The organism is Sphingomonas sp. MMS12-HWE2-04, assembly GCF_044881185.1.
Classification (GTDB): Bacteria; Pseudomonadota; Alphaproteobacteria; order Sphingomonadales; family Sphingomonadaceae; genus Sphingomonas.
The window spans coordinates 3,377,734-3,394,418 of the sequence record NZ_CP173254.1; the positions used below are offsets into that span (position 1 = coordinate 3,377,734).

Consider the following 16,685-nt stretch of genomic DNA (forward strand, 5'->3'; position numbering starts at 1 on the left):
TCGATTTTGCGGGCCGGCTGAAGTTTTTGGAGAATGTCATGCGCGCCGAAGCGCAAGCCCATGTCGACACGATCAAGGATGCGCTGGCGCTCCTGCGCCGCTCGCTTGATTGGGATCGCGCGCTGCGGCGCCTCGACGAGCTCAACGCGCGAGTCGAGGACCCGACGCTGTGGAACGATGCCAAGGCCGCGCAGGACGTGATGCGCGAGCGCCGGCGCCTCGACGAGGCAGTGAGCGCGACGCGGGCAATCGAGTCCGAGCTCAACGACACGGTCGAGCTGATCGAGATGGCCGAGGCCGAGGGCGACGAGGAAATGGCGTCCGACGGCACCACCGCGCTCGCCGCGCTCGCCGAGCGCGCCGAGAAGGACAAGGTGATGGCGTTGCTCTCTGGCGAGGCCGATGCCAACGACACCTATGTCGAGATCAATTCGGGCGCCGGCGGCACCGAGAGCCAGGACTGGGCGGGCATGCTCCAGCGCATGTATACGCGCTGGGCCGAACGGCATGGCTACAAGGTCGAGCTGATCGACTATCATGCCGGCGAGCAGGCGGGGATCAAGTCGGCGACGCTGCTGATCAAGGGCGAGAACGCCTATGGCTATGCCAAGACCGAGAGCGGCGTGCACCGGCTGGTCCGCATCTCGCCCTATGACAGCGCGGCGCGACGCCACACCAGCTTCTCGAGCGTGTGGGTCTATCCGGTGATCGATGACGACATCAACGTCGAGTATAACGAAAGCGATCTGCGCATCGACACCTATCGCGCCTCGGGCGCGGGCGGGCAGCACATCAACACAACCAATTCGGCGGTGCGCATCACGCATATCCCGACGGGCATCGTCGTGCAGTGTCAGAATCAGCGTTCGCAGCACAAGAACAAGGCCGAGGCCTATAACCAGCTCCGTGCGCGGCTCTACGAGCGCGAGCTCGCGATCCGCGAGCAGGCAGCCAATGCCGAGAATGCGAGTAAGACCGATATCGGCTGGGGCCACCAGATCCGCTCCTACGTCCTCCAGCCCTATCAGCTGGTCAAGGATCTGCGCACCGGGGTGACGTCGACTGCGCCGAGCGACGTGCTCGACGGCGATGTCGATTCGTTCATGGCAGCGGCGCTGTCGCAACGGGTGACCGGCGAGGCAGTCGAAGTAGAAGACGTCGATTGAGGCGCGCGCTCGGCCCTGCGCTGATCGGCCTTCTGGCGCTCGCGGCGTGCGACGGCAGCAAGCCCGTGCTGCCCAAGGCCGAAAAGACCCACGCGCTCACCGGGTTCCCCGCCGCCGATCGTCCCGTCGCGACGATCGTCTCGACGCGCTGGTCGACCGAGGAAGCGCGCGACCGGCTAAACGAAGCCGGTCAGGTGATGAACCTGGCGGGGATCAAGCCGGGCATGACCGTTGCCGATATCGGCGCGGGCGAGGGCTATTACACGATCCGCCTGGGCCAGCGCGTCGGCGAGAAGGGCCGCGTCGTCGCCGAGGACATCGTTCCCGACACGATCGAGCAGCTCGGCACCCGCGTCGTACGTGAGCGGCTGCAGAATGTCAGCGTGCGGCTGGGCCTGCCTGCCGATCCGCGGCTGCCGGTGGCAAGCTTCGACCGGGTGCTGATGGTGCACATGTACCATGAGATCGAGAGCCCCTATGAATTCCTCTGGCGGCTGCGGCCGTCGCTGCGCCCCGAAGGCCAGGTGATCGTCGTCGACGCCGATCGCGCGACCGAGAATCACGGCACCCCGCCCGACCTGCTCAAATGCGAATTCGGCGCGGTCGGCTATGCGCTGGTCTCGATGCGCGCGATGCCCTCGGCCGGGGGCTATATCGCGATCTTCAAGGCGCAGGGCCCGCAGCCCGAGCCGAGCATGATCCGCGCCTGCCGCACCGGCGCCAAGGCAACGCCGGTGGTAGTCCAGCAGGGCAAGGAATCGGACTAGGACGCGCTCCGGCCCGGAGTCTGCGCGCTAATACGGATCGATCGGCTTGGCGGCGCGGCACGGCGCGGCTAGGCTCGGGCAATGCGGCAGTATCTTGAGCTTATGAAACGCGCGCTCCACCAGGGCGCGGAGACAATGGATCGCACCGGCACGGGAACGCGCAGCGTGTTCGGCCATCAGATGCGATTCGACCTTTCCGAAGGCTTCCCGCTGCTCACCACCAAGAAGCTGCACCTGCGATCGATCCTGATCGAGCTGCTCTGGTTCCTGCGCGGCGACACCAACGTCCAGTGGCTCCAGGATCGGCGCGTGAGCATCTGGGACGAATGGGCCGACGAAAACGGCGATCTCGGCCCGGTCTATGGCAAGCAATGGCGCGACTGGGAGACCCCCGACGGCCGCCATATCGACCAGATCGCCGAGCTGATCGAGACGCTCAAGACCAACCCGCATTCGCGCCGCATGATCGTCTCCGCCTGGAACCCGGGCGACCTCCACGCAATGGCGCTGGCGCCGTGCCACTGCCTGTTCCAATGCCATGTCGCCAACGGCAAGCTGAGCCTCCAGCTCTACCAGCGCTCGGCCGACATCTTCCTGGGCGTGCCGTTCAACATCGCCAGCTATGCGCTGCTCACCCATCTGCTCGCCCAGCAGACCGGCCTCGACGTCGGCGACTTCGTGTGGACCGGCGGCGACTGCCACCTCTATTCGAACCATCTCGACCAGGCGCGCGAGCAATTGGGCCGCGCCCCCAGCCCGCTGCCGCGGCTCGAAATCCTGCGCAAGGCCGAGTCGATCGACGGCTATGAATTCGAGGACTTCCTGATCCACGGATACGAAGCGCAGCCGCACATCAAGGCGCCGGTGGCGGTTTGATCAGCTTTCACCTCGCCCGCGCCGACAATGGCGTGATCGGCCGCGACGGCAAATTGCCCTGGCACCTCCCCGCCGATCTCAAGCGCTTCAAGGCGCAGACGATGGGCCGCGCGATGGTGATGGGGCGCAAGACCTTCGAGAGCTTCCCGGCCCCGCTCCCCGGCCGCCGTCACATCGTGCTGACCCGCGATACCGACTGGTCCGCGCCGGGCGCCGAAGTCGCGCATTCGGTCGACGACGCCCTCGCGCTCGCCGGCGCGGACGCGGCGGTGATCGGTGGCGCGGAAATCTTCGCGCTGTTGCTGGAGCGTGCCGCGCGAATTGAACTCACCGAAGTCCATGCCGCGCCCGAAGGCGACGCCGTGGTCCCGGCATTCGGGCCTGAATGGCGCGAAGTCGCCCGCGAAGACCATGACGGCGATCCCGCCTACAGCTTCGTCACGCTGGAGCGGGCGCGATGAAGCGCTGGATCTGGGGCGTCGCGGTCGTCGTCCTGATCGCAGTCGTCGGCTTTTTCGGGATCACCCCGGTGATCGTCGAGGCAGGGATGAACAAGGTGGTCCCCGCCCCGCTGCCCAAGGTCGCCCCGGCGACGCAGGCGCTGCACGCCTCGCTTGCCATCGCCGACATGCATGGCGACACGCTGATGTGGCGGCGCAGCCTGCTCGACGGCGCGAGCCGCGGCCAGATCGACGTGCCCCGGCTGCTCAAGGGCAATGTCGCGCTGCAGGTCTTCTCGTCGGTGACCAAGACGCCCAAGGGGCAGAATTACGACGCCAACACCGCCGAGACCGACAACATCACCCTGCTCGCGATCGCACAGCTCCAGCCGATGCGGACCTGGCATTCGCTGCTCGAACGCTCGCTATGGCACGCCCAGAAGCTGACGCGCGCCGCGGCGGGATCGGACGGGCAGCTGCGCGTGATCACCACACCCCAGCAGATCGACCAGCTGCTCGCCGACCGGGCTGGCGGCAAGAAGGTGGTCGGCGGCATGCTTTCGATCGAGGGGCTGCAGAATCTCGAAGGGCAGCTGCGCAATCTCGATCGCCTCTATGCCGCGGGCTTCCGCATGGCGGGACTGGCGCATTTCTTCGACAATGAAGTCGCCGGATCGATGCACGGCGTCCACAAGAGCGGGCTGACTCCGCTGGGCGTCGAGGTGGTACGGCGGATGGAGCGGATCGGGATGATCGTCGACGTCGCCCATTCGAGCCATGCCACGATCGCGCAGGTGCTCGGCATGGCGCGGCGCCCGGTGGTTTCGAGCCATGGCGGCGTCCAGGCGACGTGCAAGGTCAACCGCAACCTGACCGACGACGAGATTCGCGGGATCGCGCGCACCGGCGGCGTGGTCGGCATCGGCTATTGGGATGCCGCGGTCTGCTCGACCGCGCCCGAAGCGGTCGCCCGCGCGATCGCGCATGTCCGCGATCTGGTCGGCATCGATCATGTCGGGCTGGGATCGGATTTCGATGGCGCGGTGACCACCGCGTTCGACACCGGCCAGCTGGTGGAAGTGACTCAGGCGTTGTTCAATCGCGGCTTCACTCCCGACGAGATCCGCAAGGTGATGGGCGGCAATGTGCTGCGCGTGCTGCGCGCCGGGATCGCGCCGCAGGGCTGAGGCCCGCGTTGCGGAGGAGATTAGGCTGTAGCTTTCAAACAGCCTGTCGGGAGACGGCCCGAGGCGGACATTTGATTCCCCTCCCTGAAAGGGAGGGGTTAGGGGTGGGTTGGCGAGCGCAGCGAAGCCATCCTAGGCTATCGGCATGCTGCGCCGAGTCGACCCGCGCCTGACTGCTCGCGCACGCGACCTGCGCAACAATCCGACGCCTGCGGAGCTTTCAATCTGGCATCGTATTTCACGATATCGTCCGCCCTTCACGCGGCAGCATGTCGAGGCACCGTTCATCATCGACCTTGTCTGCAGGAAGGCAAAGCTTGCTGTCGAATTCGACGGCAGCCAGCATATCGAAGCCGCGGAAGCCGATGCTCGACGAACCGCATATCTTCAGGCGAAAGGCTGGCGGTTGATTCGGCTATGGAATTCGGAGGTGCTGGCAAACCCCGACGGTGCCGCTCAGTATATTCTGTCAACGGCCGCCGAGTGCCTCGGCGGCACCCACCCCCATCCCCTCCCTTCCAGGGGGGCGTGCGAGACGGCCACGCTATCGCTGAACGGCATCTAACCACCCCAAATTCGAACGGCCGCGATTGCGCCGAAACTGGCCGTTATGGGTTTGCGGCCTTGTCGATTTGCTCGACTCGGCGCGTCTGCCTATAGGCGCCGCCATGCAGCGGCTGGACAGTGGCTCGCCGGTTCCCGCGCCTCTGCGCGGCGCGATCGTCGCGCTCGGCAATTTCGATGGGTTTCATCTCGGGCACCAGGCCGTGGTCGGCCGGGCGATCGCGCGCGCGCGCGCCGAAGGGCGGCCGGCGATCGTCGCGACCTTCGATCCGCACCCGCAACGCTATTTCCGCCCCGATTCGCCGCATTTCCGGCTGACCACGCTGGACCAGCGCGCGGCGCTGTTCGCAGCCGCCGGCGCCGATGCGATGTTCGTCTTCCGCTTCGATGCCGGCCTTGCCGGGCTGAGCGCCCAGGGCTTTGCGCAGGCGCAATTGGTCGAGGCGATCGGCGCGGCGGGCGTGGTGACGGGCGGCGACTTCACCTTCGGCAAGGGCCGCGAAGGCGACACTGCGCGGCTGGCGGCGCTGGGCGCCGAACTGGGCTTCACTGCCGATGTCGTCGCTCCCGTAACGCTGAACGGCGAGACCGTCTCGTCGAGCCGGATCCGCGAGCATCTGCACGAAGGCCGCCCGCGCGACGCGGCGGCGATGCTCACCCGCCCCTTCGCGATTGCGGGCGAAGTGATCGGCGGCGATCGGCGCGGGCGCGAACTGGGCTATCCGACCGCCAATATGCGCCTCGCAAATTATCTGCGCCCGGCCTACGGCATCTATGCCGTGCGCGGGCGCCTGCCCGACGGGCGCGTGCTCGACGGCGTCGCCAATCTGGGCATCCGCCCCACTTTCGATCCGCCGGTCGAATTGCTCGAAAGCTTCTTCTTCGACTTCTCCGGCGACCTGTATGGGCAAATGCTCGAGGTCGAACTGGTCGACTATCTGCGCGCGGAAGCGAAGTTCGACTCGCTCGATGCGCTGGTCGTCCAGATGGACCAGGACGCAGCGAAGGCGCGGGCAGCGCTCCGGGCCTGAAGGCGCAGCGAAACCCGCCGTCCCTTCCAAAGTAGGATTTCGTCTGATCTAGTCTGGTCGATGAAATCGCCGCCATTCCTTTCCGATCGCCACCTGACGCGCCGATGGCGCGAGCCAGGCGCACACCTGCCGCGCCGGCGGCGCAAGCCAGGCGCGCGCGTGGCGCGTCGGCGGCGCGTGGATGGCGCGCTTTCGTCGCGTCGGTGCCGCGCAGGGGCGGCGTCGCAGGCGCATTCTGGGCGCTTCGCCGGCGCGAACGCCGCGAAACCGCCTTTTCGTGTCAACTTCGTCAACTTCGTCGGCGCGCCGGGCCTCGCCGCGAGCAAAGCCGCTTCCCGATTCGCTCCGCACCCGCTACTCCCCGCCGCCAAATGACCGAAACTTCCGACTCCGCGCGCGACTGGCGCGACACCGTCTTCCTGCCGAAGACCGATTTCCCCATGAAGGCCGGGCTCGCCGCCAAGGAACCGGCGATCCTCGAACGCTGGGCGAAGATCGGGCTCTACCAGAAGCTGCGCGAGGCCCGCGCCGGTCGCGAGACCTTCCTGCTCCATGACGGCCCACCCTATGCGAATGGCGACATTCACATGGGCCATGCGATGAACAAGATCCTCAAGGACATCGTCGTGCGCAGCCAGACGCTGCTCGGCAAGGACGCGCCTTACGTCCCCGGCTGGGACTGCCACGGGCTGCCGATCGAGTGGAAGGTCGAGGAAGCCTATCGCGCCAAGAAGCTCAACAAGGACGAAGTCGACCCCGTCGCCTTCCGCGCCGAATGCCGCGCTTATGCCGAGAAATGGGTCGCCGTGCAGCGCGGCCAGTTCGAGCGATTGGGCGTGATGGGCGATTGGGACACGCCCTACCTCACGATGAACTATCAGAGCGAGGCGATCATCGCCGGCGAGCTGCTCAAGTTCGCCGAGAGCGGCCAGCTCTATCGCGGCGCGAAACCCGTGATGTGGTCGCCCGTCGAGAAGACCGCGCTGGCCGAGGCCGAGGTCGAATATGAGGACGTCGTGTCGACGCAGATCGACGTGGCGTTCGAGATCGTTGAGGCGCCGAACGCGCCCGAGCTGGTCGGCGCGCACGCGGTGATCTGGACGACCACGCCGTGGACGATCCCGGTGAACCAGGCGTTGGCGTATGGGCCGGACGTTGAGTACGCGGATATCAGCATCCAAAGCTATTTCACCGAGGAGGTGCTGAAAAAGCATTCGGCCTTGATCGAAGCCGAATCTGATAGATTTGGATTGGCTTGGGACAAACGGTATCTAATCGCGATCGACTTGGTCCCGGCCTTTGAACGCCGGGTATGTGGAGCGTTTCGACAGAGACTCGCATCTTTGGAGCCCGATTTCACATCAACAAGCGTAATCACTGACGAGTACGAACGAAGCGACACGATCTATAAAGGCTCGCAGCTTTCGGGCGCCACCGCCCGCCACCCGATGCACCATCTCGGCGGCTTCTTCGCCAAGCCGCGCCCGTTCCTGCCCGGCGACTTCGTCACTACCGACGCCGGCACCGGCCTCGTCCATATGGCGCCGGATCATGGCGAGGACGACTTCCTCCTGTGCAAGGCGCACGGGATCGATCCGGTGTTCGCGGTCGACGGCGCGGGGATGTACCGCGCCGACTGGCTGTGGCTCGGCGGCCAGGGATCGGTTATCAACAAGAAGTTCGTCGCCAGCGACGGCCCGATCTGCACCGATCTTCGCGAAGCCGGCGCGCTGCTCGCCGCCTCGGACGATTTCGCGCACAGCTATCCGCACAGCTGGCGAAGCAAGGCCAAGATCATCTTCCGCGCGACGCCGCAATGGTTCATTCCGATGGACCGGAGCGTGACCAGCGCCGACACCAGCGAAGGCGGATCGGCGGGCGCCAATGGCGCGACCCTGCGCGGCATCGCGCTCGACGCGATCGAGACCACGCGCTGGGTGCCCGAGCGCTCGAAGAACCGCATCCGCGCGATGGTCGAGGGGCGTCCCGATTGGGTGATCAGCCGCCAGCGCGCCTGGGGCGTGCCGATCGCGCTCTACGTCAACCGCGCCACCGGCGATTACCTCCGCGACGCGCAAGTCAACGCCCGCATCCTCCAGGCCTTCACCACCGGCGGCGCCGATGCCTGGTTCCAGGCGGATCACCAGGCGCTGCTTGGCGAACGCTACAACCTCGCCGATTATGAGGTGATCACCGACATCCTCGACGTGTGGTTCGACAGCGGCTCGACCCACGCCTTTGTCGTCGAAGCCCGCTATGGCCAGGGCGTTCGCGCCAACCTCTATCTCGAAGGGTCGGACCAGCATCGCGGCTGGTTCCAGTCGTCGCTGCTCGAAAGCTGCGGCACGCGCGGGCAAGCTCCCTATGACGCGGTGCTAACCCATGGCTTCGCGCTCGACGGCAAGGGCAAGAAGATGTCCAAGTCGCTCGGCAACGTCGTCGATCCGCTCAAGATCATCGGCGAGAGCGGCGCCGACATCCTGCGGCTGTGGGTCGCGCAGACCGACTATTTCGAGGACGTCCGCATCGGCAAGGAAGTGCTCGCCGGCACCGGCGACACCTACCGGAAACTGCGCAACACCTTCCGCTATCTGCTCGGCGCCTTGGATGGCTTCGAGGAGAGCGAAAAGGTCGCGGTGGCCGAGATGCCCGAGCTCGAGCGCTACATCCTCGCCAAGCTCGCCGAGCTCGATGCCGAATTGAAGGCGGCGGCGAACGACTTCGAGTTCAACCGCTATTCGCGTGCGCTGACCGACTTCGCCAATGAGGATTTGTCGGCCTTCTTCTTCGATATCCGCAAGGACTGCCTCTATTGCGAGGCGGCGTCGTCAACGAAGCGCCGCGCCTATCGCACCGTGCTCGATGTGCTGTTCCACGCGCTCGTCCGCTATGCCGCGCCGATCCTCGCCTTCACCGCCGAGGAAGTGTGGCAGGCGCGCTTCCCGAGCGAGGACAGCTCGGTCCATTTGCTCGAATGGCCGGTGCTGCCCGAGGGCGCCGCGACGAGCGCCGACTGGTCGGCGATCCGCGCGCTGCGCCAGACCGTCACCGAGGCGATCGAGCCCTATCGCCGCGACAAGAAGGTGCGCTCGAGCCTCGAGGCCGAGGTTACCGTGCCCGATCTGCCCGCCTCGAGCGACGATCTCGCCGAATTGTTCATCGTCTCGAAAGTCACGCAGGCGGAAAGCGTCACCGTGACGCCTACCGATCGCCACAAATGCGGCCGATGCTGGCGCCATCTTCCCGAGGTTGCGGAAGACGGTCTGCTGTGCGACCGCTGCGCCGGGGTGGTGAAGTGATGAATCTGCGTGTCCTCGGGCTGCTCGTCGCGGTCCTCGTCTTCCTCGTCGATCAGGGCGTGAAATATTGGGTCACCGGCCCGCTCGGCCTCAACGTCCAGGATGCGTCGCTGACGATCCTGCCGATCTTCGACTTGCGCTTCGTCAAGAATGTCGGCGTGTCGCTGGGCCTGCTGCCCGCAAGCGGCAGCGCGATGCGCTGGCTGCTGGTGCTGCTGACCGGCGGGATCGCCGCAGGCGTGCTGTGGTGGATGCTGCGCGAGAAGAAGCGGCCCGATGTGATCGCGCTGGGGCTGGTGCTCGGCGGCGCGCTGGGCAATATCCTCGATCGCACGCGGCTGGGCTATGTCGTCGATTTCGCCGACCTGCACTTCGACACCTGGCGCCCCTTTCTCGTCTTCAACGTCGCCGATGCGGCGATTACCATCGGCGTGCTGATCCTGTTGATCCGCGCCCTGTTCGTGCGCGATAAGGCGGCCAAGACGCCTGCCCCTGTGGAGAATCAAGTCAATGCGTAAGCTGATCATCGTCGTTGCGGGCGTCGCGCTCCTGGGTTCGCTCTCCGCCTGCGGCAAGCGCGGCTATGACCGTGCCCGTCCCGACGAATTCGCCGTCGCGCGCCAGGCGCCGCTGGTCATCCCGCCGGACTTCGCGCTGGCGCCGCCGCAGCCCGGCGCCGCACGCCCGCAGGACAACAACGCCGCCAACCAGGCGCTCGACGCGCTGTTCGGCGGTTCGGCCGCCCGCAGCGCCGGCGAGAATGGCGTGCTCGACGCCGCAGGCCGCACCGGCGCCGATCCGGCAGCGCGCAGCACCGCGGGCAGCCCCAACACCACGACCGTCGACAAGGGCAGCACCACCCGCGACATCGTCGCCGCCCCCGAAGGCGACGGCCGCGACGCGCGCGCCAGCACCCCGCAATAGGCGCGCGCTCGGGGCACGAAAAAGGGCCGGTCCGCAGCAGCGGGCTGGCCCTTTTCGTATCGGAGGGGCGGAGGGCGAACCCTCCGCCGAGGTGCTTAGAAGCTGACGCCGATCGAACCGATCACGCCACCCTTGGCGGCATTCTTGCCGGTGGGCGTAGTGAAATAGGTGTCGGTATCGACATATTGCACGCCGAAGGTCAGCGCCTTGTAGGTCGCCGTCGCGCCGAGCGACCAATCGGTATATTCGTCGGTCGGCCCCGACAGCCAGCTCGGGCCCCAGGTGTGGCCGAGATGCGCGGTGAGGCCGATCGGCGTGTTGGGGATCGACGCCGAGAGATCGCCGGCGACATAGACATTGTCTTCCTTCTCGAGCAGCCCGGTCTGGCCCTGATCGATCGCGAGCGCCTTCTGCTTCGGCGCATAATTGACCGTCGCCTTCGCCGTCACCGGGCCGAGGCCGAACGCGATCGAGGTATAGGGCTCGATGAAGTCCGAGGCGCTCTCATCGCCGGTGAAGCCGGGGCGCGTGCCGGGATAGACATAATAGACAGCGCCGATGTCGAAGGTCACGCCGTTGTCGAACGACTTCTTGAAGCCGGCGATCAGATCGAGTTCCTGATGGGCAGTGCCATGGACCGTGACATAGTCGTCGATCGAGGAACCCCAGGTGCCGATGTAGAAGCCCAATTCGTGGCTGACGGTGATGCCGCCCTGCACCGCGAAATTGCCGTCGGTCTGCGAGATGCCGCGGAACTTGTAGTCGCTGACTACGGTCGCGCTGCCGCTGACGGTGATTGCCGGGGCCGGCTCGGTTTCTTCCTGCGCAAGAGCAGGCGTAGCGGTGGCGAGCAGCAGCCCGCTCAGGGTGATGATTTTGAAGCGCATGGAATCCCTCTTGAAAAGCCAGGGTCCCCACCTGCAGCCTTCCGATTGCTGCGTCTTTGACCCTAGGGCCCTGCGCGGCTTCCCGGTCGGCACAAGATCATTGCCGTATCGCGCTGCGGCGCACAACAATAATTGCTCAACTGTGGCTGGTTCGTAAGGAAGTGTTGCGGGCCCGCAACAGAATTGTAACGATCGTTACTTCGCCCGCACCGCAACGATCGCGTCGATTTCGACCGCGGCACCCAGCGGAAGCACCGGCACGCCGACGGCGCTGCGGGCGTGCTTGCCTGCGTCGCCGAACAGGCTCTGCATCAGTTCCGAGGCGCCATTGGCCACCTTGGGCTGATCGGTGAAGCCAGCCGCCGAATTGACGAAGACGCCCAGCTTGATGATCCGCTCGACGCGCGAGAGATCCCCATCCAGCGCCTTCTTGAGCTGCGCGACGATCATCAGCCCGCAGCGCTGCGCCGCTTCCTGACCAAAGGCCAGATCGCGGTCCTCGCCGAGCCGCCCGGTCATCAGCGCGCCGTCCTTGAAGGGCAGCTGTCCGGAGAGATGGAGCAGGCCCCCCACCTCCACCGCGGGAACATAGGCAGCCACCGGCGCGGCGGCTTCGGGGAGGGAAAGGCCGAGTTCGGCCAGCTTCGCGTCGATCGCTGCGGTCATGGACGCCGCTCAACCACTCGCGGCGTCGGCGGTCAACCCCGCGGCGAAGCGCGCGGCGATCCAGGCCTCGGCCTCGCGCCAATCGTCGATCCGGGCGTGCGCATGCGGCGCGCGCGCCACCTGCCGTGCGAGATCGGGCTCGGCGATCATGTGGAGCCGGTGAACCTGCGGCGCATGCTTCGCGACCGATTCGTGATGCTGCTCGAGATCGTCGACGAACACGGTGACCGGATTGCCATGCTCGGCGACGAGCCGCGCCACCGGCGCGCCCTTGCCGCCCTGGTTGCATTCGACCCGGTGCGCGATGCCGTGCGTGGCGAGCTGGGCGATGCGATCGTCGCGGCAATGATCGCCGAGATTGGTGAGCACGACGATGTCGGCGACCTGCGCGATCGCCGCCAGAGCCTCGCGGGCATGCGGAACCAGCGTCTGGCGCTCCATCTCGGCGGGAAAGAAGCCGTCGAGCATCGCCCACATCGTCTCGCGCTCGACCAGCGCGCCATCGCCGCGGCGGCGCATCGACGTAGAGAAATCGGTGCCGTTGGGCGCGAAATCGATGTCGTGCGCCTCGCCGAGCCACACCCCGAAATGGCGGACCATGTGGAGAAGGACTTCGTCGCAATCGGTAATCAGCAGAGGCTTCATGCGTTCTCCAGCGCCCTTCGGGCAGCGACCAGCGCAGCGGGCTTCACGTCGAGCGCGTCGGCACAGGCAATCAGATCGGGCTCATATGCTTCGAGGAAGCCGAGCGCCGCGGCGAGCAGCGAAGGATCGGCGGCGCGCGCGCGCAATTCGGCCGGATCGAGCCCGGTCAGGTCGAGCAGACGCGCCGCGCGCGCCGAATCGCCCAGCGTCCAGGCCAGCGCCTGGAGCCCAATTGCCTCGGGGTTTGTTTCAGACGCGTGCATCGCCTAATGTCGTCTCAGTGGATAAGGTAGGTCGCGTGGCAAAAAGGGTGCTCGTTGTCGAGGACAACGAACTCAATCTGAAGCTTTTCTGCGACTTGCTGCGCGCGCACGACTTCGCCGCGGAGCCGGTGCAGGACGGCCGCGAGGCAGTGGCCAAGGCGCGCGACTTCACGCCGGACCTCGTCGTGATGGACATCCAGATGCCGCATGTCAGCGGGCTGGACCTGATTCGCGAAATGAAACTCGATTCGCAGCTGCGCACGATCCCGATCATGGCAGTCACTGCCTATGCCGGGCGCGAGGACGAGGAGCGGATTTGCTCGGCGGGCGCCAATGCCTATGTTTCGAAGCCGATCAGCCTGGCGCGCTTCATGGAAGAAGTTCGTGCGCTGGTGCCGAGCCAAGCGGAAGCGGCCGAGGACGCCGTTCCCGAGGACACGATCGAAGAGAACGCCGCTGACGAACCCTCAGCCGATCCGGGCCAGGGCGGCGACGATATGACGGACACAGCAGAAGCCCCGCAGCCTTGAGGGCGCGGGGCTCACTGTCCTCGCCAGCGCGAGGACTCGCGTAAATCGCGCGACGCGCGGCTTACTTGATCTTGGCTTCCTTGAACTCGACATGCTTGCGCACGACGGGGTCGTACTTGCGGAACGAGAACTTCTCGGTCTGGGTGCGCGGATTCTTCTTAGTGACGTAGAAGAAACCCGTGTCCGCCGTGCTGACGAGCTTGATCTTGACAGTGGTCGGCTTGGCCATGGCCCGAAACCCTTGAATTGTTCGAAAAGAAAAGAGCGGCACGCGCTAGCGCACCGCTGACAGGACGGGGCGGATGCGCGAGTCCGCCGCGAAAGTCAAGGCTCGGCGGGTGAAAAGCGCTCGAAACCTGGTGACGTTGCCCCTTCCCCGAAGGCGGCGCGCCGGGCAAGGTCGCGCGTGCAACAGCGGGAAACCTCATGGAAGCGATCGTCCCGGCGTTTCTCCTCGCCGTCCTCAGCCAGATCGGAGACCGGCCGGCGGCTCTGACTGCGCTGCTCTCCGATCGCTTCGCGCGGCCATGGACGGTCGTGCTCGCCGCGGCGATCGCGCAGACACTGGGCAACGCGCTGGCCGCGCTGTTCGGCGCCGCGGTTGCGCCGATGCTGACGCCCGAGGCGCAATCGTTGATGCTTGGGCTCGCCCTGTTGTTCGGCGGCGCCAGCGGGCTGTTTCCGAGCAAGCCGCCGGGCGCGCTCGACTCGTGGCGGCTAGCGCCATTCTTCACCGCATTGCTCGGCATCTTCGCGGCGGCCCTTGGCGACCGCACGCAATTCTTCACCTTCGCGCTCGCCACGCGCGGCGAGCCGGCGTTCGCGGCGATTGGCGCGATCCTGGGGACGGCGGCGATCGCCTTCGTTGCGGCGACGCTCGGCGAAAGCGGCTGGCGGCCGGTCGCCGCGCGCTGGCCGCGGCTGGGCGTGGCGTTTCTGTTCCTTGGCGCAGGATTTTGGACTGCGCTGGGAGCGCTTCGCCTGCTTTGACCTTCGGCGGGCTCGATCACGGTGATGGACAAAAGCCATGGCCGTGCGCGGGCCCGATACTATATCGGAATCGTTGAGCCCACGAACCGATTCTCCGGAGTATGACCATGGCAGATATCAAGGCGGCGCTTCAGACGCCCACCGACCTCAATCGCAACGATACCAAGAGCGTGGCGGAGGCGCTCAACAGCGCGCTGGCCGATGCCTATACGCTCTATTTCAAGACCAAGAATTTCCACTGGCACGTGTCGGGGCCGCATTTCCGCGATTATCACCTGATGCTCGACGATCAGGCGACCCAGATCCTGGGGATCACCGATGCGATCGCCGAGCGCGTGCGCAAGACCGGCAACGTCACGCTGCGCTCGATCGGCGACATCGCGCGCCGCCAGACGCTGAGCGACAATGATGCGGATTTCGTAGCGCCGGGCGACATGCTGGCCGAACTACGCGACGACAATCTCAAGCTGGTCGAGAGCTTCCGCGTGGTCAAGCAGGCGTCTGAGGATGCCGGCGACAATGCGACTTCGGGGATCGTCGACGAATGGACCGATCAGGCCGAGGAACGCGCCTGGTTCCTGTTCGAAGCGAGCCGCAAGGGCTGAGCGACGCGCTTCGCCAAATCCTGACGGGCCCGGAGGACTGCTCCGGGCCCGTTCCTCGTTCCGTTACTTGATCGCGGCGAGGTCGGTCTCGACCTTCTTCAGCCGCTCGTCGGTCAGCTTGTCGGGCGCGAAAGCCTGGACCTGGCGCAGACTCATGCCCTTGAAGCTCTCATACATCGGATGGGTGGTGGTGCCCGGCAGATCGGTATCGAGCACCGTCTTGCCCTTGGCATCGGCGGCGATCGTCGCGATCGGCGTGTCGAGGGTGAATTTCGCGGTTGCGGCGGCAGTGGTCGGTGCAGGCGCGGGTGCCGGGGTGGTCTGGGCAAAAGCGGGCGCGGCGAGGCAGGCGAGCGCCAGCGCGGTCGGGAGGGCAAGCTTCATGCGGTCCTCATCAATTCGATCGGCGCGGAGATGCGCCGCAGGGCCAGCCTAGCCAGTATCGGCGCCGCTAGCGAGCGTTGTTGCGGCGCCGCGCAGTTGCGATAGGATGCCTGCACATCTTCGTGGGAGGGAATATGCTTCGCATCGCCGTCGCTCTGATGCTCATGGGGGCCGCACTGCCCGCCGCGGCACAGGAAACCCGTACTCTGGCTGCCGGAGCGAAGTCGCCGCCCGCGAAGATCGAGCAACTCGGCTGGCTCGCTGGAACCTGGCGGGGCGACGGACTGGGCGGCGCTGCCACCGAAGTCTATTCGATCCAGGCAGGCACGATCGCGGGACACTTCCTCCAGGAAAACGAGCAAGGCGGCGCGCTGTTCTACGAATTGATGCAGATCGTGCCGCGGGACGGCTCGCTAATCTATCGGCTCCGCCATTTCGGTGCCTCGCTGAAAGGGTGGGAAGACGTCACCGGCGACGCCGTCGAATTTCCGCTGATCGCGATCGAGGGCGACGCGGTCTATTTCGACGGGATGACCTTTCGCCGCACTGGCCCGGACGAGATGACCGTCTGGGCCAAGATCAGCGACCAGGGCAAAGAGAAGGAGATGCCGTTCCGCTATCGCCGCGCACGCTGAGGCACGGGCACCAGCGTGATCAGCCATAGATCGGGCGGCGCGCCGATCCGCAGCGGCACCCCGCTGGTGCCCAGGCCGGCGGTGACGATCACCGTCCGATCGCCTTCGCGGACCAACCCGCAGCGATAGCGCGCGCCAGCATTGCTCACTTCGGGCGACAGGCGGATGCCGAACAGCATCGCCTGGCCGCAATGGGTATGACCGGCGAGGAGCAGCACATCGCCGGGCAGCCGGGGCGCAATGTCGGGCGCATGGGTGAGCAGGACGCTCGGCCGCCCCAGCGCCCGCACGGCGCGAAGCGTCGCGGCGGCATCGTCGTGGCGGGTGAACTTGTCGCTGATCCCGCCCACCGTCAGCGGGCCGAAGACGGCGGCGTCGTTCTCGAGCAGCGTGACGTGCGCGCGCGCCAATTGTGCCCGGACCGCGGGCGCGCCGGTCCAATAATCATGGTTGCCGAGCACCGCTACGGTGCCCAGCCGGGGCCGGAGATGCGAGAGCGGCGCGACCATCGCCGGGCCGCGCCGGGCGGCGCCTTTGGGATCGTGGCCGAAGATGAAGTCGCCGGCGATCGCGACGATGTCGGGGTGCAGCGCGTTGATTTGCCCGACGATCCGATCGAGCCGTTCGCCATCCATCGCGGCGGTGCCGATATGGATGTCGCTGAGCAGAACGATGCGGAGCGGCTGCAACAGGCCGGGGACGGCGACCTCGGCACGGCGGACCAGCGGATCGGCGCGGGCCTCGTGGAACATGAACAGCGCGAGGGCGGCGATGGCCAGCGCGATCGAGGCCGCGACAAGGAGCAGGATCGGGCGTCTTGGCATTA

Annotated in this window: 20 protein-coding genes and 1 pseudogene; 14 read left to right on the forward strand and 7 right to left on the reverse strand. The window is 66.4% G+C overall.

What is annotated here, in order from left to right:
- Positions 1-38: 38 nt before the first annotated feature.
- The 10 genes from prfB to AB2M62_RS15860 all read left to right on the forward strand — a co-directional run bounded on the left by prfB (position 39) and on the right by AB2M62_RS15860 (position 10,254).
- Entirely contained in the window at positions 39-1,166 is a 1,128-nt protein-coding gene (gene prfB / locus AB2M62_RS15815) for a peptide chain release factor 2 (RefSeq protein ID WP_404335312.1), read from the forward strand.
- On the forward strand, positions 1,163-1,933 hold the full coding sequence (locus tag AB2M62_RS15820; protein ID WP_404335314.1) for a methyltransferase domain-containing protein: 771 nt from the start codon (positions 1,163-1,165) through the stop codon (positions 1,931-1,933). The genes prfB and AB2M62_RS15820 overlap by 4 nt, the downstream gene beginning before the upstream one ends.
- Positions 1,934-2,014: 81 nt before the next feature.
- Positions 2,015-2,809 (forward strand): thymidylate synthase, encoded by a 795-nt coding sequence (locus tag AB2M62_RS15825; protein WP_404335316.1) that lies wholly within the window; start codon positions 2,015-2,017, stop codon positions 2,807-2,809.
- Positions 2,806-3,270 (forward strand): dihydrofolate reductase, encoded by a 465-nt coding sequence (locus AB2M62_RS15830; RefSeq protein WP_404335318.1) that lies wholly within the window; start codon positions 2,806-2,808, stop codon positions 3,268-3,270. Before AB2M62_RS15825 ends, AB2M62_RS15830 begins: the two co-directional genes overlap by 4 nt.
- Complete coding sequence (locus AB2M62_RS15835) at positions 3,267-4,436, forward strand: dipeptidase (RefSeq protein ID WP_404335320.1); 1,170 nt, start codon at positions 3,267-3,269, stop codon at positions 4,434-4,436. The genes AB2M62_RS15830 and AB2M62_RS15835 overlap by 4 nt, the downstream gene beginning before the upstream one ends.
- Before the next feature lie 145 nt (positions 4,437-4,581).
- On the forward strand, positions 4,582-5,001 hold the full coding sequence (locus tag AB2M62_RS15840; RefSeq protein WP_404335322.1) for an endonuclease domain-containing protein: 420 nt from the start codon (positions 4,582-4,584) through the stop codon (positions 4,999-5,001).
- A gap of 103 nt (positions 5,002-5,104) precedes the next feature.
- Positions 5,105-6,031: a bifunctional riboflavin kinase/FAD synthetase gene (locus tag AB2M62_RS15845; RefSeq protein WP_404335324.1), complete on the forward strand. Its 927-nt coding sequence runs from the start codon at positions 5,105-5,107 to the stop codon at positions 6,029-6,031.
- 371 nt (positions 6,032-6,402) lie between these two features.
- Positions 6,403-9,330, forward strand: coding sequence for an isoleucine--tRNA ligase (locus AB2M62_RS15850; RefSeq protein ID WP_404335326.1), 2,928 nt, complete (start codon positions 6,403-6,405; stop codon positions 9,328-9,330).
- Complete coding sequence (gene lspA, locus AB2M62_RS15855) at positions 9,330-9,848, forward strand: signal peptidase II (RefSeq protein ID WP_404335328.1); 519 nt, start codon at positions 9,330-9,332, stop codon at positions 9,846-9,848. Before AB2M62_RS15850 ends, lspA begins: the two co-directional genes overlap by 1 nt.
- The gene (locus AB2M62_RS15860; RefSeq protein WP_404335330.1) at positions 9,841-10,254 is read left to right on the forward strand and encodes a DUF3035 domain-containing protein; all 414 of its coding nucleotides are present in this window, start codon (positions 9,841-9,843) and stop codon (positions 10,252-10,254) included. Before lspA ends, AB2M62_RS15860 begins: the two co-directional genes overlap by 8 nt.
- A 95-nt stretch (positions 10,255-10,349) precedes the next feature.
- Here the strand turns inward: AB2M62_RS15860 and AB2M62_RS15865 are convergent, their stop codons facing one another.
- From AB2M62_RS15865 to AB2M62_RS15880, 4 genes are all read right to left on the reverse strand, one after another.
- Positions 10,350-11,141, reverse strand: a complete 792-nt coding sequence (locus tag AB2M62_RS15865) for a TorF family putative porin (RefSeq protein ID WP_404335332.1) — start codon at positions 11,139-11,141, stop codon at positions 10,350-10,352.
- A gap of 195 nt (positions 11,142-11,336) precedes the next feature.
- Entirely contained in the window at positions 11,337-11,807 is a 471-nt protein-coding gene (locus AB2M62_RS15870; protein WP_404335334.1) for a RidA family protein, read from the reverse strand.
- Positions 11,808-11,816: 9 nt separating this feature from the next.
- A complete protein-coding gene (locus AB2M62_RS15875; protein WP_404335335.1) occupies positions 11,817-12,452 on the reverse strand; it encodes an HAD family hydrolase in 636 nt (211 codons plus the stop codon).
- Positions 12,449-12,715, reverse strand: a complete 267-nt coding sequence (locus AB2M62_RS15880; protein ID WP_404335337.1) for a DUF3572 family protein — start codon at positions 12,713-12,715, stop codon at positions 12,449-12,451. Before AB2M62_RS15880 ends, AB2M62_RS15875 begins: the two co-directional genes overlap by 4 nt.
- Before the next feature lie 35 nt (positions 12,716-12,750).
- Here AB2M62_RS15880 and AB2M62_RS15885 point away from each other — a divergent pair.
- Positions 12,751-13,110: pseudogene (locus AB2M62_RS15885) on the forward strand (response regulator); the annotation flags it as partial.
- A 196-nt stretch (positions 13,111-13,306) separates the two neighbouring features.
- Here the strand turns inward: AB2M62_RS15885 and rpmG are convergent.
- A complete protein-coding gene (gene rpmG / locus AB2M62_RS15890) occupies positions 13,307-13,474 on the reverse strand; it encodes a 50S ribosomal protein L33 (RefSeq protein ID WP_025560997.1) in 168 nt (55 codons plus the stop codon).
- 197 nt (positions 13,475-13,671) lie between these two features.
- On the opposite strand from rpmG, the gene AB2M62_RS15895 reads away from it, so the two are divergent.
- A complete protein-coding gene (locus AB2M62_RS15895) occupies positions 13,672-14,235 on the forward strand; it encodes a TMEM165/GDT1 family protein (protein WP_404335339.1) in 564 nt (187 codons plus the stop codon).
- Positions 14,236-14,336: 101 nt separating this feature from the next.
- Positions 14,337-14,840 (forward strand): Dps family protein, encoded by a 504-nt coding sequence (locus AB2M62_RS15900; RefSeq protein ID WP_404335341.1) that lies wholly within the window; start codon positions 14,337-14,339, stop codon positions 14,838-14,840.
- Between the two features lie 63 nt (positions 14,841-14,903).
- On the opposite strand, the gene AB2M62_RS15905 is transcribed toward AB2M62_RS15900, so the two are convergent.
- Positions 14,904-15,224, reverse strand: a complete 321-nt coding sequence (locus tag AB2M62_RS15905; RefSeq protein ID WP_404335343.1) for a hypothetical protein — start codon at positions 15,222-15,224, stop codon at positions 14,904-14,906.
- 134 nt (positions 15,225-15,358) lie between these two features.
- Here AB2M62_RS15905 and AB2M62_RS15910 point away from each other — a divergent pair, with 134 nt between their 5' ends.
- On the forward strand, positions 15,359-15,859 hold the full coding sequence (locus AB2M62_RS15910; protein WP_404335345.1) for a DUF6265 family protein: 501 nt from the start codon (positions 15,359-15,361) through the stop codon (positions 15,857-15,859).
- On the opposite strand, the gene AB2M62_RS15915 is transcribed toward AB2M62_RS15910, so the two are convergent.
- The gene (locus tag AB2M62_RS15915) at positions 15,841-16,683 is read right to left on the reverse strand and encodes a metallophosphoesterase (RefSeq protein WP_404335347.1); all 843 of its coding nucleotides are present in this window, start codon (positions 16,681-16,683) and stop codon (positions 15,841-15,843) included. The genes AB2M62_RS15910 and AB2M62_RS15915 overlap by 19 nt on opposite strands.
- Positions 16,684-16,685 lie beyond the last annotated feature (2 nt).

Excerpts from the sequence above, each read along its gene's own strand:
- lspA (WP_404335328.1), top strand. The coding sequence starts at position 9,330 with ATGAATCTGCGTGTCCTCGGGCTGCTCGTCGCGGTCCTCGTCTTCCTC.
- AB2M62_RS15865 (WP_404335332.1), bottom strand. The coding sequence starts at position 11,141 with ATGCGCTTCAAAATCATCACCCTGAGCGGGCTGCTGCTCGCCACCGCT.
- AB2M62_RS15845 (WP_404335324.1), top strand. The coding sequence starts at position 5,105 with ATGCAGCGGCTGGACAGTGGCTCGCCGGTTCCCGCGCCTCTGCGCGGC.
- AB2M62_RS15905 (WP_404335343.1), bottom strand. The coding sequence starts at position 15,224 with ATGAAGCTTGCCCTCCCGACCGCGCTGGCGCTCGCCTGCCTCGCCGCG.
- AB2M62_RS15880 (WP_404335337.1), bottom strand. The coding sequence starts at position 12,715 with ATGCACGCGTCTGAAACAAACCCCGAGGCAATTGGGCTCCAGGCGCTG.
- AB2M62_RS15870 (WP_404335334.1), bottom strand. The coding sequence starts at position 11,807 with ATGACCGCAGCGATCGACGCGAAGCTGGCCGAACTCGGCCTTTCCCTC.
- AB2M62_RS15900 (WP_404335341.1), top strand. The coding sequence starts at position 14,337 with ATGACCATGGCAGATATCAAGGCGGCGCTTCAGACGCCCACCGACCTC.
- AB2M62_RS15915 (WP_404335347.1), bottom strand. The coding sequence starts at position 16,683 with ATGCCAAGACGCCCGATCCTGCTCCTTGTCGCGGCCTCGATCGCGCTG.
- AB2M62_RS15825 (WP_404335316.1), top strand. The coding sequence starts at position 2,015 with ATGCGGCAGTATCTTGAGCTTATGAAACGCGCGCTCCACCAGGGCGCG.
- AB2M62_RS15840 (WP_404335322.1), top strand. The coding sequence starts at position 4,582 with ATGCTGCGCCGAGTCGACCCGCGCCTGACTGCTCGCGCACGCGACCTG.
- AB2M62_RS15835 (WP_404335320.1), top strand. The coding sequence starts at position 3,267 with ATGAAGCGCTGGATCTGGGGCGTCGCGGTCGTCGTCCTGATCGCAGTC.
- AB2M62_RS15875 (WP_404335335.1), bottom strand. The coding sequence starts at position 12,452 with ATGAAGCCTCTGCTGATTACCGATTGCGACGAAGTCCTTCTCCACATG.
- AB2M62_RS15910 (WP_404335345.1), top strand. The coding sequence starts at position 15,359 with ATGCTTCGCATCGCCGTCGCTCTGATGCTCATGGGGGCCGCACTGCCC.
- AB2M62_RS15895 (WP_404335339.1), top strand. The coding sequence starts at position 13,672 with ATGGAAGCGATCGTCCCGGCGTTTCTCCTCGCCGTCCTCAGCCAGATC.
- AB2M62_RS15860 (WP_404335330.1), top strand. The coding sequence starts at position 9,841 with ATGCGTAAGCTGATCATCGTCGTTGCGGGCGTCGCGCTCCTGGGTTCG.
- prfB (WP_404335312.1), top strand. The coding sequence starts at position 39 with ATGCGCGCCGAAGCGCAAGCCCATGTCGACACGATCAAGGATGCGCTG.
- AB2M62_RS15850 (WP_404335326.1), top strand. The coding sequence starts at position 6,403 with ATGACCGAAACTTCCGACTCCGCGCGCGACTGGCGCGACACCGTCTTC.
- rpmG (WP_025560997.1), bottom strand. The coding sequence starts at position 13,474 with ATGGCCAAGCCGACCACTGTCAAGATCAAGCTCGTCAGCACGGCGGAC.